General features: G+C 74.7%; 15 protein-coding genes. 6 read left to right on the top strand and 9 right to left on the bottom strand.

Annotated features, from left to right (window positions below; all coding sequences use genetic code 11):
- Positions 1-206 precede the first annotated feature (206 nt).
- The 5 genes from ACZ5FU_RS20245 to ACZ5FU_RS20225 form a co-directional block, all read right to left on the bottom strand.
- On the bottom strand, positions 207-1247 hold the full coding sequence (locus tag ACZ5FU_RS20245) for an NAD(P)-dependent alcohol dehydrogenase (RefSeq protein ID WP_468838198.1): 1041 nt from the start codon (positions 1245-1247) through the stop codon (positions 207-209).
- An 83-nt stretch (positions 1248-1330) separates the two neighbouring features.
- On the bottom strand, positions 1331-2008 hold the full coding sequence (locus tag ACZ5FU_RS20240) for an SDR family NAD(P)-dependent oxidoreductase (RefSeq protein ID WP_468838195.1): 678 nt from the start codon (positions 2006-2008) through the stop codon (positions 1331-1333).
- A gap of 78 nt (positions 2009-2086) precedes the next feature.
- The gene (locus ACZ5FU_RS20235; protein ID WP_468646738.1) at positions 2087-2554 is read right to left on the bottom strand and encodes a hypothetical protein; all 468 of its coding nucleotides are present in this window, start codon (positions 2552-2554) and stop codon (positions 2087-2089) included.
- Between the two features lie 465 nt (positions 2555-3019).
- Positions 3020-3460: an ArsR/SmtB family transcription factor gene (locus ACZ5FU_RS20230; RefSeq protein WP_469046143.1), complete on the bottom strand. Its 441-nt coding sequence runs from the start codon at positions 3458-3460 to the stop codon at positions 3020-3022.
- Between the two features lie 158 nt (positions 3461-3618).
- Positions 3619-3993, bottom strand: a complete 375-nt coding sequence (locus ACZ5FU_RS20225) for a roadblock/LC7 domain-containing protein (RefSeq protein WP_451528610.1) — start codon at positions 3991-3993, stop codon at positions 3619-3621.
- Positions 3994-4387: 394 nt separating this feature from the next.
- Between ACZ5FU_RS20225 and ACZ5FU_RS20220 the strand changes: the two genes are divergently transcribed.
- The gene (locus ACZ5FU_RS20220; protein ID WP_451528609.1) at positions 4388-4846 is read left to right on the top strand and encodes a flavodoxin family protein; all 459 of its coding nucleotides are present in this window, start codon (positions 4388-4390) and stop codon (positions 4844-4846) included.
- Between the two features lie 57 nt (positions 4847-4903).
- On the opposite strand, the gene ACZ5FU_RS20215 is transcribed toward ACZ5FU_RS20220, so the two are convergent.
- Positions 4904-5374 (bottom strand): hypothetical protein, encoded by a 471-nt coding sequence (locus ACZ5FU_RS20215; RefSeq protein WP_451528608.1) that lies wholly within the window; start codon positions 5372-5374, stop codon positions 4904-4906.
- Between the two features lie 509 nt (positions 5375-5883).
- On the opposite strand from ACZ5FU_RS20215, the gene ACZ5FU_RS20210 reads away from it, so the two are divergent.
- Together ACZ5FU_RS20210 and ACZ5FU_RS20205 are read left to right on the top strand one after the other, a co-directional pair.
- On the top strand, positions 5884-8154 hold the full coding sequence (locus tag ACZ5FU_RS20210) for a M4 family metallopeptidase (protein WP_468646737.1): 2271 nt from the start codon (positions 5884-5886) through the stop codon (positions 8152-8154).
- Positions 8155-8391: 237 nt separating this feature from the next.
- Positions 8392-9693, top strand: coding sequence for a cation:proton antiporter (locus tag ACZ5FU_RS20205; protein ID WP_468646736.1), 1302 nt, complete (start codon positions 8392-8394; stop codon positions 9691-9693).
- Positions 9694-9982: 289 nt separating this feature from the next.
- Here ACZ5FU_RS20205 and ACZ5FU_RS20200 read toward each other — a convergent pair whose 3' ends face one another.
- Entirely contained in the window at positions 9983-10615 is a 633-nt protein-coding gene (locus ACZ5FU_RS20200; protein ID WP_451528605.1) for a hypothetical protein, read from the bottom strand.
- 235 nt (positions 10616-10850) lie between these two features.
- On the opposite strand from ACZ5FU_RS20200, the gene ACZ5FU_RS20195 reads away from it, so the two are divergent.
- From ACZ5FU_RS20195 to ACZ5FU_RS20185, 3 genes are all read left to right on the top strand, one after another.
- Entirely contained in the window at positions 10851-11123 is a 273-nt protein-coding gene (locus tag ACZ5FU_RS20195) for a hypothetical protein (protein WP_451528604.1), read from the top strand.
- Positions 11124-11388: 265 nt separating this feature from the next.
- Positions 11389-12156: a chitosanase gene (locus tag ACZ5FU_RS20190; protein WP_451779886.1), complete on the top strand. Its 768-nt coding sequence runs from the start codon at positions 11389-11391 to the stop codon at positions 12154-12156.
- Positions 12157-12340: 184 nt separating this feature from the next.
- Positions 12341-12790: an ATP-binding protein gene (locus ACZ5FU_RS20185; protein WP_451528603.1), complete on the top strand. Its 450-nt coding sequence runs from the start codon at positions 12341-12343 to the stop codon at positions 12788-12790.
- 25 nt (positions 12791-12815) lie between these two features.
- Here ACZ5FU_RS20185 and ACZ5FU_RS20180 read toward each other — a convergent pair whose 3' ends face one another.
- Both ACZ5FU_RS20180 and ACZ5FU_RS20175 read right to left on the bottom strand, forming a co-directional pair.
- Entirely contained in the window at positions 12816-13331 is a 516-nt protein-coding gene (locus ACZ5FU_RS20180; protein WP_451528602.1) for a molybdenum cofactor biosysynthesis protein, read from the bottom strand.
- Positions 13332-13466: 135 nt separating this feature from the next.
- Entirely contained in the window at positions 13467-14792 is a 1326-nt protein-coding gene (locus tag ACZ5FU_RS20175) for a lipase family protein (RefSeq protein WP_469046053.1), read from the bottom strand.
- Positions 14793-15066: the final 274 nt, after the last annotated feature.

Raw genomic sequence — 15066 nt, 5'->3', positions numbered from 1 at the left:
GGCGGGACAGGGGTGGACCCGGGAGACGCGGACCGGGCACCCGCAGCACAGTACACACTGTCATCGTTCGATTTCGCACGGTCGAGCGAGACTCCGCGCCGAAAGTGTCCGCTGTCTGTTCGCTTCTGTGCCGACTGTCGGAATTGCCTTGCGGTGCAAGGGGGTTGGCCCTGTCCCGGAGTGACCGGTCGCTGCCGTGCGTCCGGTCAGCCGTTCGGCAGGATCACCGCGCGGCCGTCGATCCGTCCGGCGTGCAGCCGCTCGTACGCCAGCGGCGCCTCGTCGAGGGAGAACGTCTCGGTGTGCACCGACACCGCTCCCGCGCGGGCCAGTGCCAGCACCTCCGCCAGCTCGCCACGGCTGCCCCAGTACGGCGCGTGCACCGACACCTCGAAGGGCAGGCTGCCGAAACCGACCGGCAGCGCGCCACCGCCGATGCCGACGATCGCCACCTCGCCCTCCACGGCCGCGACGGCTCCCGCGGTGCGCACCGTGGGCTCCGCGCCGACGAAGTCGAAGACCGCCTCGGCGCCCAGGCCGCCGGTGAGTGCCCGCACCGCGTCGGCGGCCCCGGCGTCCGACAGCACCGCCTCGTGCGCGCCCACTTCGCGCGCCAGACGCAGCTTGTCCTCGCTCACGTCCAGCGCGACGACCCGTGCGGGCGTCAGCGCGCGCAGCAGCTGCACGGCGACGTGCCCGAGTCCGCCGGCGCCGATGACCACCGCGGTCGACCCCGGCACCAGCCGCGGCAGCGCCCGCTTGATCGCGTGGTACGGCGTGAGTCCGGCGTCCGTCAGCGGCACGGCCGCGACCGGGTCCAGGCCCGCCAGCGGCACGAGGTGGCGCACGTCGTCCACCAGCAGGTACTCCGCCATCGCGCCGGGCGAACCCAGGCCGGGCGGCCGGATGCCGAGGGCGTCGGCGCGCAGGCAGTAGTTCTCCTTGCCCTCCGCGCACTTGACGCACGTCCCGCAGCCCCAGGGCCCGTAGACGGCGACCTCGTCGCCCTCGCGCACCCCGCTCACCCCGGCGCCGAGCGCGGCGACCGTGCCGACGCCCTCGTGGCCGAGGGTCAGGGGCAGCTCGTAGGGGAAGCCCTCCGCGGGCCAGCTCATCACCGCGATGTCGGAGTGGCACACCCCGGCCGCCGTGACCTTCAACAGGACCTGGCCGGGCCCCGGTTCGGGGTCGGGGACGGTGACGACCTCGGGAGGGGCGCCGATCGCGCGGTACTGAAGTGCCTTCATGACCTGACTCCTTGTGCCGTTCCTCTTTTTCGGTTTTCCGTCGTTCCGTCGTTCCGTCGTTCCGTCGTTGCGTCGTTCCGGGTTCAGACGGCCGTGTAGGCGCCGTCGACCAGGTGGTGGCCGCCCGCGACGAACGAGGCGCGGTCGGACAGCAGGAAGACGATCAGCTCGGCGACCTCCTCGGAGCGGCCGAGGCGGCCGGCCGGGTGCAGGGCGACGAGACCGTCGTAGGCCGCCTGTTCCATGCCCTCGAGCAGGGGCGTCTCGATGAAGCCGGGGCCGACCGCGTTGACGCGGATGCCCTTCGCAGCGTACTCGGCGGCGGCCGACCTGGTCAGGCCCACCACGCCGTGCTTGGCGGCCACGTAGGCGGGCGAGCCGGCGAAGGCCACCGAGCCGAGGACGGAGGCCACGTCGACGATGGCGCCGCCCTTGCCGGCCGCCTCGATGACGGGCAGCTCGTGACGCATCGAGGAGAAGACGCCGTCGAGGTCGGTGCGCACGACCCGGTCGTACGCCGCGATGTCGTACTCGCCGGTCGGCGCGCTCGGACCGCCGATGCCCGCGTTGTTCACGGCCAGGTCCAGACCGCCGAAGGTGTCGACGGCGAACCGCACGGCCGCCTCCGCGCCCGCCCCGCGGGGCCCTTGGCTGCGCGGTACCGCTCCGCGCCCGTCCCGTCGCGGAGCGGCGTGTCCGCGGCCGGACCGTGCCCGCCCGGCCCGACGCGCGGGGGACGTCCTCCGCCGGGCTCCCGTCACGGGGGCGGCCCGGCGGGAGCCCGGCCGTGGTCCCGTTCACGGGGTCGGCGCCGGGCTCGGTCCGGGGGCCGTGACGCGCTACGCGCCGTGCCGCGGGGTGAGGACGGCCATGGTGCCGTTGGCCTGCCGCAGCGCGAGTTCCAGGGCGCCGGGGGAGTGCAGCGCACCCGATCCGTCCGGCGGGACCAGCCACTCCAGGAACCGGGCCGGGCGGTACGGCGGGGGCACCGCGACCCAGGAGCCCCGGCCCGCCTGCCGCAGCCCCTCGCCGACCCAGCGGCTCGCCGGGTCCGGCGGCAGGAAGAAGCCGATCCGGTGGGCCGCGGTGTCCACGAGGGTCGGCCCCGGCACCGGCAGCGACGGCTGCCACAGCAGGTCCAGGGTGAGCAGCCCCAGGCGCTCGGGCACGCTCAGCACGTCCCAGTAGCGGCCCGCCTCCAGCAGGGCGATGCCGTGGCCCTGGTCCCACTCCCGCTTGCAGTTCCGCGGGTCCGTCGAGGCGGCGGCCAGCCACTCCACGCCGCGCGCCCCCATACCGTGACTCATCGTCCGACTCCGTCCGACTCCGTCCGAGTCCGCCCGGAGCCGGCGCGCGAGGGCGCCACCGGCACCGGGGCCCGGCCGTCGGCCGCACGCAGACTCGGCACATGCATGCTGGTGGATGTCCCTCCGTGGCGGAAGGGGTGGCGAGCGGTGGCGTTCGGGTGCGGTCCGTTCGAGGCCCGCACGGCCGTTCGGCGCGGCTGGTGCACGCGGCGAGGACCACCACCTCGCCCGGTACGCAGAGGCGTACGCGAACGGCGGGCCACGTCCGGAGGCCCGCGTCCGGGACGCGGGAAAGATCCGAGGCCGCTCGGCCCGCCCGGCTCGCGTCCGGAACGCTGGACGCGGGAAGGACCCGAGCCCGCCCGCCCGGCCTGCCCGGTCCGCGTCTCCGGCCGCCGTACGACCGAGGCCGCGGCGGCCGGAGACGCGGTGCGCGCTCGGTGTCCCGCTCGGCCCCGCCGGCCGTCAGGGCAGCCGCGAGCCGCCCTGCGGAACGGGCAGCGGCCGCGCCGAGGGGACCGACGGACCCGATGACGCCGCCGGAACCGCGGGCGCCGTCGGATCCGACGCCGCCGACGGATCCGACTGCCGCAGCTCCGCGAGCAACTCGTTCCGCCCGGCCAGCAGTTCGGTCAGGATCCGGCGGGCCGCGCGGAGCAGTTCGGCGACGTCGCCGCCGGCCAGCGCGTAGCTGACCGTCGAGCCCTCCCGGATCGACACCACGATCCCGGACCGCCGCAGCACGGCCAACTGCTGGGAGAGGCTGGACGGTTCGATCTCGATCTCGCTGAGCAGGTCCCGCACGGCGACGGGCCCGCCCTGAAGCAGTTCGAGGACCCTGATCCGCACCGGGTGCCCCAGCATGCGGAAGAACTCGGCCTTGGCCTGGTAGAGGGGGACCTGCATGGTCAATCGCTCGCTCCCTGCCGCTCTCGGGGTCCTGCGTCCGTCACGATCCTGGTGACTGCGGGCTCCGCACGCCCCGGTGATGCACTGATGTGGATGTGTCGAGATGAAGAAATTTTCAATTCACGGGCGTGCGAAGCCGCAGGTCGCGAAATGGGCTACACCTCGAGGTCCGTCTCGATGCGCTTGAGCTGGTGACGCGCCATCGCCAGGTTGGACCGCTCGCGGTCCAGGACGAGGTAGAGGAACAGTCCGCTGCCCTGCCGCCCCTTCAGCAGCCGGATGAGGTGGTACTGGCTCCCGAGGGTGATCAGGATGTCCTCGATCTCGCCCTTCAGACCGAGGTGCTCCATCGTGCGGACCTTGGCCCGGATCACGTCGGTGTTGCCCGCGGCGGCGACGGCCAGGTCGAGGTCCTTGCCGCCGCCCATGGTGCCCAGGGCCATGCCGCTGGTGTAGTCCACGACGGCCGCGCCCAGCGCCCCCTCGATCGAGGTCATCGTCTCCTTGAGGGAGATTTCCACATTCGCCATGGCGGTCCTCCTGCCGGTTGCACGGGACCGGGCTCCTCCGGCCCCGTTCGTGTTCCGACCGTACGGAGGGGGTCGCCGGGAAGGGTGACGGCTTCCGGGACTGGCGCAGAGAGAACCGGAACGTGCTGATGCGTGCCGCCCTTTGATCGCACGCGGTGCGGAATCCGACCGTCTCGTGCGTCTCGTGCCCCACGCGCGTCCCGGGACGGGGCGGGGGCGCGACGGGAGACGGGACGGGGGAGCCGAAGCGGGGGAGGGGCAGCCGCGCCGGGGCCGCACGGTCCCGTCCGGATCGCGTCGGCGCCGCGGCCGTCGCCCCGGTGCGAGGGCCGGTGGGGCGCCCGGTGCGGACGTCGCTTGCGGCGGGCCTCCCGAGCGGGCAGGGTTCGATGCCGTGGCCACTTTGCTGATCGTTCACCACACGCCCTCGCCGAACTGCCAGGCGATGCTCGAAGCGGTCGTCCGGGGCGCGACGGCGCCGGAGATCGAGGGGGTCCGCGTCGTCCGCCGGGCCGCCCTCGCCGCCACCGCCTCCGACGTCCTGGCCGCCGACGGCTACCTGCTGGGCACGCCGGCCAACCTCGGCTACATGTCCGGCGCCCTCAAGCACTTCTTCGACCAGGTCTACTACCCCTGCCTCGACGCCACCCGCGGCCGGCCCTTCGCCTACTACGTGCACGGCGGCAACGACGTCACGGGCGCCGTGCGCGGCATCGAGGCCGTCACGACCGGCCTCGGCTGGCGGCGTACCGCCGAACCCGTGACCGTCACCGGGGAACCCGGCAAGGCGGACGTGGAGGCCTGCTGGGAACTCGGCGCGGCGACGGCCGCGGGCCTCACCGCGGCCGGGTGAGGGACACCGCGGCGCGGCCGGACCCGCGGGGGGAGCCCGTCCCGTGCGGGACCCCGCTCAGTCCCACAGGGGGTAGGTCATCACCTTCGCGAACTGTTCCGGCCGCTGGGCCGGGTACTCCAGGGTGATGCGGCCGTAGCGTTCCGTTGCGGGGTCCTTCTCCCACGACTGCGCCCTGTCCAGCCGTACGACCACCGGGTACGAGCGGAAGGTGCCGGCCGCGCAGTAGGGCTTGCAGTCGTTGACGACGTTGACGCCCCTGGCCTTCGCCGACCTGTCGTCCCACCGGACCCACTTCAGCGAGACGAGGCGGCTGTTGCCGTCGCCGCAGGCCAGTACGAAGTCGTCGGGCCGCACCTGCGGGTGCTGGAAGCAGTCGACCAGGACGGGGGGCGCGCTCCGGCGCGCGACGGGCCGGTCGGCGGGTGGTGACGCGGCGGGCGCGGCCGAGGCCGTCCCGACCGCCGCGGTGAGTCCCAGTGCCGCGCAGAGCAGCGCCGCCGTCCTCGTCGTCCTGTGTCCGTGCATGACCGCTCCCGCCCGTCTCGGGACCCGGCTGTTCCCCGCGTCCCGTGGAGGTTCTCCACCGACGCTACGACGGCGAGCCGACCGGGACCACTCGAACGGCTCAGCGGCAGCGTGCGGGCGCCGCCGACGGCGTACCGCGGCACGCCGGAAACCCACCCCGGGCCCCCGCCCCGGGTACGCCCCGGACGCCCTTCGCGTCCGGCCGAAAAAGAGTGCCAGGATCTCCAACTCCCTTCGCACCAAGGCGAATTCAAGCCGTTGTATTGGCATTCCCATGACAAAACTGTGAGGTGGGTGCCACGCTGCTGCCGAACGTTCACCCTTCCTTCACGCCTCTCAGGGGTGACATCCCACCCCGCCCCCCACTCCACCCCCACCCTTCGCCACCCGACGGACGCCCGCACACCGCACCCGCCCTGCCGTGCGCGCGTTCCGGACCGTGCCCACCCCGCCGGTCCGCCCCCACCTCGGCCCGCACGACGGGCCGACCGTCGCAGAAGGAGAAGCCGTTGTCCCGGCGACCCCGTTTTGCCCACCGGCGCAGACACGCCGCCGCCCTCGCCCTCACCGCCGTCGGCACCCTGCTCGCCCTCGGCGCGCCCGCGCTCCCCGCCGCGGCGGCCCCCGCCGACCCGGGTCCCGCCACCCTCGCCGCCACCCCGCGGGCCGGCGCCGCGCCGGCCGTGCTCCCGCCCGCCCGGCGGGCCGCGCTCGTCCGGAGCGCCCAGGCCGCGGCCGGCGCCACCGCCCAGCGCCTCGACCTCGGCACCCGCGAGAAACTCGTCGTCAAGGACGTCGTCCAGGACGCCGACGGCACCACCCACACCCGCTACGAACGCACCTACGCCGGACTGCCCGTTCTCGGCGGCGACCTGGTCGTCCACCTCCGGAGCGGCCGCACCACCGTCTCCCGGGCGAGCGAGGCCGCCCTCGCGGTGCCGTCGCTCACCCCGAAGCTGTCCGCCGCGAAGGCCGGCGGCAAGGCGCTGGCGGCCGCCCGCGAGGCCGACATCACGCGTTCCGCGGCCGAGGGGGCCCCGCGCCTGGTGGTCTGGGCCGGCGAGGACAGGGCCGTCCTCGCCTGGGAGTCGGTCGTCGAGGGCGTCCAGCGGGACGGCACGCCCAGCGAACTCCACGTCGTCACCGACGCGGCCTCCGGCAAGGAGATCCAGGTCTCCGAACAGGTGCACACCGGCAGCGGCACCGGCCAGTACAACGGCACGGTCACCGTCGGCAGCACCCTGTCCGGATCGACGTACCAGCTGCTCGACGGCGACCGCGCGGGGCAGCGCACGTACGACCTGAACCAGGGCACCTCCGGCACCGGCGCCCTCTTCACCGACGACAACGATGTCTGGGGCGACGGCACACCCGGCGACCGCCAGACCGCGGGCGTCGACGTGGCCTTCGGCGCCGCCGCCACCTGGGACTACTACAAGGACGTGCACGGCCGCAACGGCATCCGGGGCGACGGCGTCGCCGCCTACAGCCGCGCCCACTACGGCAACAACTACGTCAACGCCTTCTGGCAGGACAGCTGCTTCTGCATGACCTACGGCGACGGCTCCGGCAACACCCACCCGCTGACCTCGCTCGACGTGGCCGCCCACGAGATGAGCCACGGCGTCACCAGCGCCACCGCGAACCTGACCTACTCGGGAGAGTCCGGCGGCCTCAACGAGGCGACCTCCGACATCTTCGCCGCCGCGGTCGAGTTCCACGCCGGCCTCGACGCCGACGTCCCCGACTACCTCGTCGGCGAGAAGATCGACATCAACGGCGACGGCACCCCGCTGCGTCACATGGACAAACCCTCCAAGGACGGCGACTCCCGCGACTACTGGAGCTCCACCCTCGGCAGTGTCGACGTCCACTACTCCTCGGGCCCCGCGAACCACTTCTTCTACCTCCTGTCCGAGGGCAGCGGCGCCAAGACCGTCAACGGCGTCGCCTACGACAGCCCGACCTACGACGGACAGGCCGTCACCGGCATCGGCATCGACAACGCCGCCGCCGTCTGGTACCGCGCGCTGACCACGTACATGACCTCCTCCACCAACTACGCCGGCGCCCGCACCGCCACCCTCCAGGCCGCCGCCGACCTCTTCGGCGCCTACAGCCCCGCCCACCTCGCCGTCGCCGACGCCTGGGCCGCCGTCAACGTCGGCAACCGCATCGCCCTCGGCGTCAACGTCGCCCCGATCGCCGACCAGACCAGCGGCGTCGGCCAGGCGGTCTCCCTCCAGGTGGACGCCTACACCACCAACAGCGGCTCCGCCCTCACCTACACCGCCGACGGACTCCCCGACGGCCTGGCCGTCGGCGACACCGGACTGATCTCCGGCGTGCCCACCACCACCGGCACCGCCCCGGTCACCGTGACCGTCACCGACGCCACCGGAGCCTCCGCCACGGTGGGCTTCGACTGGCGGGTGGCCCACGTCTACGCCGACGCCACCCGCGTCGACATCCCCGACGCGGGCGCCGCCGTGGAGTCCTCGATCACCATCGGCGGCCGCGGCGGCAACGCCTCCCCGGCCACCGAGGTGCACGTCGACATCGTCCACACCTACCGCGGTGACCTGACGGTGGATCTGGTCGGCCCCGACGGCACCGTTTACCGGCTGCTCAACCGCAGCGGCGGCGCCGCCGACAACGTCGACCAGACCTTCGTCGTCGACGCCTCCGCCCAGCCCGTGGACGGCACGTGGAAGCTGCGCGTGCGGGACCTCGCGGCGATCGACGTCGGCTACATCCGGAGCTGGCAGCTCACTCCCTGACCCGGGCCGGACGGGCCCCGGACCCCATCGGGCCCGGGGCCCGTCCGGGCGGGAGCGCGGGGCCCGTCCGGACCGGAATGGGTGTCGGACCCGATGGTCCGCGGCACCGGCCGCGTGCGACGGTGGGGAGGCCGGAGGCGCCGCACGGGCGCACCCCGGGACCCCGAGGAGGACCGCCCATCCATCCCCGTCACACACGATCGATCAGACTCCCCCTCCGCGGCGGGGAGGTGACGCATGGGACACGCTGACACGCTGCTCGCCCTCGGCGGCGCCTTCCTCGCCGCGGCCTTCCTCGCCCGCCTGGGCAACCGGATCGGCCTGCCGACCATCCCGCTCTTCACCCTCGCGGGCATCCTCCTCGGCCCGCACACCCCCGGACTGGTGATCGTCGAGGACGCGCACGACTTCGAGATGCTCTCGGCGCTCGGCCTGGTCCTGCTGCTGTTCTACCTCGGTCTCGAGTTCCACCTCGACGACCTGAGGAAAGGCGGACGGCGGCTGGCCCTCGCGGGCGGCAGCTACCTGCTGCTGAACGTCGGCGCCGGCCTCGGCTTCGGGTTCGCGCTCGGCTGGGGCGCGCGGGAGGCCCTCGTTCTCGCGGGCGTGCTGGGCATCTCCTCCTCCGCCATCGTCACCAAGATCCTCATCGACCTGGGGCGGCTGGGCCGCCCGGAGACCCGGCTGATCCTCGGCGTCATCGTGGTCGAGGACATCTTCCTGGCGCTGTACCTCGCCGCCCTCCAGCCCGTGATCGGCGGCGCGCACGGGGCGGTGGCGGTCCTGCTGGAGGTGGGCAGGGCCTTCGCGTTCCTGCTGGCGCTGGCCGCCGCGGCCCGCTACGGGACCCGGCTGGTGGGCCGCCTGATCCACGTCCGCGACGACGAACTCCTCGTCATCAGCTTCCTCGGCGCCGCGGTCCTGGTGGCCGGCGTCTCCGAACTCCTGGGCGTCGCCGACGCCATCGGCGCCTTCATGGTCGGTCTCATCCTCGCCGGGACCCCCTCCGCGCCCCGCATCCGCCGACTGGTGCACCCCCTCAGGGACGCCTTCGCGGCGATCTTCTTCTTCGCCTTCGGACTGGCCATCGACCCCGGCGACTTCGCCGTCGTCCTGGTCCCGGTGGCCGTCGCCGTCACGCTGACCGTCGTCATGAACGTGGCGGCCGGCCTGATCGCCGCCCGCCTGTACGGCTACGGCCCCGAACCCGCCGTCAACATCGCCACCACCCTGCTGGCCCGCGGCGAGTTCGCGCTGATCCTCGCCGCCATGGCCGCCGGCGCCGGCCTCGACGACCGCCTCGCCCCCTTCATCGCCGGATACGTCCTCGTCCTGGCCGTCCTCGGCCCGGTCGCCGCCGGACGCGTCCCCTTCCTCCTGCGGCTGGTGCCCCGCAAGGACGCCCCGGCCGCGCGACCGCACGGCACGCCGCCCCGCACCGACGCGGACCCCGACACCGATGCCGCCGCCGCCGGTGCCGGTGCCGGTGCCGACGAGGAGGGGGGACGGCCGTCCCCGGTGCCGACGACGAACGCCTGACCACCGGGCCGCCGCCGGCCCGCCATGGGCCCGGCCGCCCGCCGGGTCTCTCGTCGGGAGCGGGGCGGGGCGCGCCGGCCCGGGCCCCGCACATCGGGGCCCCGTCCGCCGGCCGCCGGAGCCCCACGCCGGCCGTCGGGGGCGTGCCGCACACCCGGGGCCGGCCGGCTGCCCGGCCGACCCCGGCGCGGCGGCGCGTACCGCCGGCTCCGGCGCGGCGCCGCGGACGGTCCCTCGGCTCCGGTGCGGCGGTGCGGACGGTCCCTCAGCTCCGGTGCGGCGGTGCGGTTCAGGCGCGGCGTCGCGGTGCCGGGGTGCCGAGGCCCGTGATCTCGGCCAGCGGGGTGCCGCCCGCCCACAGCAGCAGGCGGGCGCCGTCGAGAAGGCGGACGTCCCCCTGGCGCGCGGCCCACACCTCGTCGCGGTGCGAGAACGTGCCGCGGTGCACCACGAGCCGTACCGAACGGGCGGACCTCCACCGCGACCGGCACGAGCAGGCGTCCTCCTCGTCCGGCAGCGGCTCGGCCACCGGCCGGAACGACACGTCGAGCAGCCGGCCCCGCCGGTCGCGGGCGGCGAGGTGGACGGCGTCGTGCGCGGACGGCGGCAGCACCCGCCAGCCGTCCCGCCGCAGCATCCGCGCCACCGCGACCATCAGCCCCGGCTGGTCCAGATCCGCCAACTCCTCGGCGGTGTAGTAGCCGTGACGCCGCCGTGCCGGGCGCCGGGACCGCCGCAGCGCGACGACGGCGACCACGCCGAGCACCGTCAGCGCCAGGGCCGGGACCCACGGGCCGACGGCCCGGCCGGCCAGCGCCAGCCCGGCGGCCGCCCCGCACACGACGGCGGCCAGCACGGTGAGGCCGGGCAGCACCTCGCGCAACCGCGGCCCGTGGCGTCCCGACGCGCGCAGTTCCCGCACGGCCCGCCGCCGGGCACGCCGGGACCCGCCCGCCGACGCTCGCTGTCCCCTGCGTGTCCCCAGGGCCGGCACCCCCCACCCCGTACCCCGCGATGTGCCAGGACCGGATGCATACCCGCCGTGGGGGCGAAATGCCCGTGCTCGGCGCTTTTCGGCCATCGCCTTGGCCGAAGGGCGGTCCGGCCGCCGACGGCTCGACGGGCCGTTGTCAGTGACGGATGCGAAGCTGCTGGTCATGGACGAGGCTGACTTCATGCGGGGCCGGGTCTACGGCGCCGACCACGAGGATGCGGCACCCCGCCCGGACCGCGAGTACGCGGAGCTGGTGGGCGGCCCGCTGGACGGGCTGCTCCTGGACGTCACCGACCGCCCGGACAGCGACCTGCACGAGGTGGCGCTGACGACCGAGATAGGCCGCTACGGCCCCGGCGGCTGGGCCCTCTACAAGGAACGGCCCGGCGGCGCCCGTCGCTTCGACTGGTGGGGGGACGCGCCCGGCGCCCCCTGAGGCCCGAGCGGGCGACGGGGCGGCGGGGTGACGAGGCGCCGAGCCGAGAGGCTCGTCCGATCGCACGAATCCTCCTCCGCGGGGGTTACCCCGTGCGACCGGACTTGATAGGAAACCTTCCTGTCGGTCGCAGCGCGAAAACCCCCTCTCCACCCACCCTCCACCCCCCACTGGAGTCACCGTGGTGCACACACCCCCGGGCGCGCGGGGTCCGGCCCTCCGGACGGCCGCCGCCCGCCGCAGGGTCCTCGCCCTCCTCGCCGTCATGACGGCGACCCCCTTCCTCGCCTCCCCCTCGGCGTCCGCCGCCCTCGGCCCCCGCGGGCCGGTGGGGCTCGACGACCCGGCGAAGAAGGAGATCGCCATGAAGCTGGTGTCGAGCGCGGAGAACTCCTCGCTCGACTGGAAGGCCCAGTATCGCTACATCGAGGACATCGGCGACGGCCGCGGCTACACCGCCGGCATCATCGGCTTCTGCTCCGGCACCGGCGACATGCTCGACCTCGTCGAGCTGTACGCCGCCCGCAGACCGGGCAACGTCCTCGCCGGGTACCTGCCCGCCCTGCGGGCGGTCGACGGCGGCGACTCCCACGCCGGCCTCGACCCGGACTACCCGCGGGACTGGCGCGAGGCGGCCCGGGACACGGTGTTCCGGCAGGCGCAGGACGACGAACGCGACCGCGTCTGCTTCGATCCGGCCGTCCGCCGTGCCAAGGCCGACGGCCTGCGCGCCCTGGGCCAGTTCGCCTACTACGACGCCATGGTCATGCACGGCGAGGGCGGTGACGCCGGCTTCGGCTGCATCCGCCGGCGCGCGCTGGCCGGGGCGAGGACCCCGGCCCAGGGCGGCGACGAGACGGCGTACCTCGACGCCTTCCTCGACGCACGCGTGTGGGCGATGCGGCAGGAGGAGGCGCACAGCGACACCAGCCGCGTCGACACCGCCCAGCGCGTCTTCCTCCGCGAGGGCAACCTGGACCTCCGACCGCCCCTGGACTGGAAGGTGTACGGCGACGGCTACCACCTCGACTGATCACGGCGCGCCCCGTCCCGGCCGGTGTCCCCCGCGGTGACACCGGCCGGGGCGGGGCGCACGCCACCGGACACCGGGAGCGGGGCCGTCGCGGCACCGGGCGAAAGAGTGGTGCGGCTGGGGCGTAGGAGTCGGATTCAGGGGTATGCGCGCGGTCATGAACGGGGTAATGAAGGCGGTCCGCATGGAACCTGTCCCTCCCGACGAGGGTTTCCCGGGTCCTGAGCGGAGCCGGATCGAGAAAACGGTGGCCCTCGACGGGCAGAGCGGCTGCATCGCCGGCGCACGGGAACTGACGGGCGACTTCCTTGCGGGTGCGCAGCGCGAGCACGGGGTGCCGGTCTCGGCCCGCACCATGGACCTCTCGCAGCTCGTGGTGAGCGAACTGGTCACCAACGCCCTGCGGTACGCGCCCGGCCCGGTCATGCTGCACCTGCGCATCGTGGGGGACGCCGTGGAGATCGCGGTCTGGGACAGCGACCCGGCGCTGCCGGTGCCGCGCGGCGCCGATCCGACGCGGGTGGGCCAGCACGGCCTGGAGATCGTGATGGCCGTGGCCCAGGGCGTCGACGTGGTACCGGAACCGGTCGGCAAGCGCGTCGTCGCCCGCCTCGGGCTGCTCGACGGTCTGTAGGCGACGGACGGTCTGTGGGCGAAGGTCAGGCGGAGCCCGCCGCGTCCTCCTCCTCGAGGACGCGGAACGTGGCTCCGCCGAGGGTGAGCACCCCGTCCGACAGGGGAGTGCACCGCACCCCGCCCCCGCCGCGCAGGGCACGCTGCGCGCCCGGCCCGACCGTGACGTCCAGCCACGCGCACGGCCTGGCCGGGCGGTTGACGGCAAGGGTCACGGCGCCGTCCCCGGAGTCCAGGACGACGGTCCTGCCGACGAGGGCGTCGATGTCGACGCCGCGCAGCAGGACGTTGCGGCGGGTGTGCCGCAGACCGGCGGCGGGGGCGATGTCCCGGGGGAGGCGCTCGGCCGCCATGAGGGTCACCGAGGCGTCCCGGTGGGCGGGCCGGCCGAAGTAGCGGTCGCCCACCACTCCGAGACCGGCGCGCACCCGCACCGACCGCACGAGTTCGTCGCCCGGGCCGCCCGAAGGCCCGTCCCCGGGACGCCCCGAGAACCGGTGCACCGGCGACACCAGCAACTGCACGATCTCCACCTCGGCCATGCCGTCCACCCTAGGCCGCGTCCGCGAGGTCCCTCCCCCGGAGGGGGGTGCCCCCAGCCCCTCCGGGCGGACGACGGGCCTTGCGGGCGCGACGACGGCGGGAGCCGGGGCCGGCGCGGGCGTGGTCCCCCGGGCTCAGGGCCTGTACGGCAGCGTGGCGCAGTCGGAGCCGGCGGGCCGGCCGTCGAGGCGGTCGGTCAGCCAGGAGATCGCGTCGCCCTGGTCGGTGAGCAGCGGTGCGAAGTGGTTGAGCAGGGCGTTGCCCAGCGGCAGCAGGACGACGGGCTTGTAGGTGACGTCCGCCCCCTTCGCGCACCACGCGACGGCGAGGTCGCGGGCCTGCCCGTGCGGCACGAGGTCGTCGGCGGTGCCGGTCGCCACCCGCACCGGGGACGCGGGCCTGATCCTGCCGATGAGCTGGTCGGCCAGGAACGCCTTGAGCGCGGGCTCCTCCTCGATGACGGCGCCCAGGGAGCTCCCGTCGGTGGTCCAGGCGGTGCTGCGCGCCGAGTTGTAGGCGAGCAGGGCGTCCCCCACGCACATGGTGGACAGGTCCTTCAGGGCCGCCTTGCCGGCCGCGCTCAGGTGCGCTTCCGCGATCGGCTTCAACTCCGGGTCGGACTCCAGGAAGCCGTTGACCGACCAGCCGAGCGCCCCGGCGAGGTCGCTGCCGTCGATGGCCGCGGTGACGGCCACCAGGTCGGCGGGCGGAGCCCCGGAATAGGTGCCGGCGAGCGGGACGTCGGGGGCGTACGCGGGCTGGAGTTCGGCGGCGGCCGCGGTGGCCCCGCCGCCCTGGCTGTAGCCGAACAGCGCCACCCGTGAGCCGTCGGTGAGGGACGTCCCCTCGAGGGAACGGGCGGCGCGGGCGGCGTCCAGCACGGCGTGGGCCTCGTCGACCCGGTTGACGTAGGTGTGCAGCCGGTCCGTGGTGCCGAGGCCGGTGTAGTCGGTGACCACGACGGCGACCCCGCGGGCGAGCAGCCGGTAGACGGCCAGGTTCTCGTAACCGACCGACACGGTCTGCCCGTTGAGCGCGAGCGGGTGCTCCAGGCCCAGGGAGGCGGCGCACTGGTCGCCCTGCCCCATGGTGCCGGGCGCCACGACGACCAGCGGCCGCGCTCCACGGCCCCTCCAGGCGGCCGCCGGCTCGATGTAGGTGCCGGTGACGGCCATCGGCCGGCCCGCCGAGTCGGTCGACCGGTACATCAGGCGGGTCGCCCGGCCGGGCAGCGGACCGTCGATGCCGGGCAGGCTCAGGGCGAGGGGGAGCCGTTCGGTGCGGATCAGCGCGCCGTCGGCGGCCGGCAGCGAGGCGGGCGGGTCGTAGAAGGCGGGGATGGTGACGCCGCGGGAGACCACGGGGGCGGCCGGTGTCGCGGCGGCGGCCGGAACGGCTGTCGTGCCGAGGCAGGCGGCGGCCGTGACGGCCGCGGCGAGCAGACGGGCGGGGGCGGGCATGACGGACCTCCGGTGGGGAGAGGGGAGGCCGAGCCTGAGACTGCGGCTCGGGTGACACGCGGTCCGGTGAGGACGGACCGCCCGGCACGCGGCGCCGGTCGTCCACCGCCGTCGCGTGCCGTGCTCGGAACGTTCCCGGAACGTTCTTAGACGAGTTGTCAGGACGGTAGCGGTGCGGGAGTTACCCGGGGTAGCGGTCGGTAGGTTACGGTTCAGTAATATGGCGTCGGGGGACAGGACCGTCCCGTCGCGTTCGTACCGCGGGCCCGCCGAC

It is taken from the genome of Streptomyces sp. NPDC031554 (assembly GCF_055580685.1).
Note: the sequence above shows the minus strand (reverse complement) of the source record. Positions and strands in the feature narration are given on the sequence as shown.

Bases quoted from the DNA above. Each gene is read 5' to 3' on its own strand.
- ACZ5FU_RS20245 (WP_468838198.1), bottom strand. From the start codon at position 1,247: ATGAAGGCACTTCAGTACCGCGCGATCGGCGCCCCTCCCGAGGTCGTC.
- ACZ5FU_RS20235 (WP_468646738.1), bottom strand. From the start codon at position 2,554: ATGAGTCACGGTATGGGGGCGCGCGGCGTGGAGTGGCTGGCCGCCGCC.
- ACZ5FU_RS20230 (WP_469046143.1), bottom strand. From the start codon at position 3,460: ATGCAGGTCCCCCTCTACCAGGCCAAGGCCGAGTTCTTCCGCATGCTG.
- ACZ5FU_RS20225 (WP_451528610.1), bottom strand. From the start codon at position 3,993: ATGGCGAATGTGGAAATCTCCCTCAAGGAGACGATGACCTCGATCGAG.
- ACZ5FU_RS20215 (WP_451528608.1), bottom strand. From the start codon at position 5,374: ATGCACGGACACAGGACGACGAGGACGGCGGCGCTGCTCTGCGCGGCA.
- ACZ5FU_RS20205 (WP_468646736.1), top strand. From the start codon at position 8,392: ATGGGACACGCTGACACGCTGCTCGCCCTCGGCGGCGCCTTCCTCGCC.
- ACZ5FU_RS20195 (WP_451528604.1), top strand. From the start codon at position 10,851: ATGGACGAGGCTGACTTCATGCGGGGCCGGGTCTACGGCGCCGACCAC.
- ACZ5FU_RS20190 (WP_451779886.1), top strand. From the start codon at position 11,389: ATGACGGCGACCCCCTTCCTCGCCTCCCCCTCGGCGTCCGCCGCCCTC.
- ACZ5FU_RS20185 (WP_451528603.1), top strand. From the start codon at position 12,341: ATGGAACCTGTCCCTCCCGACGAGGGTTTCCCGGGTCCTGAGCGGAGC.
- ACZ5FU_RS20180 (WP_451528602.1), bottom strand. From the start codon at position 13,331: ATGGCCGAGGTGGAGATCGTGCAGTTGCTGGTGTCGCCGGTGCACCGG.
- ACZ5FU_RS20175 (WP_469046053.1), bottom strand. From the start codon at position 14,792: ATGCCCGCCCCCGCCCGTCTGCTCGCCGCGGCCGTCACGGCCGCCGCC.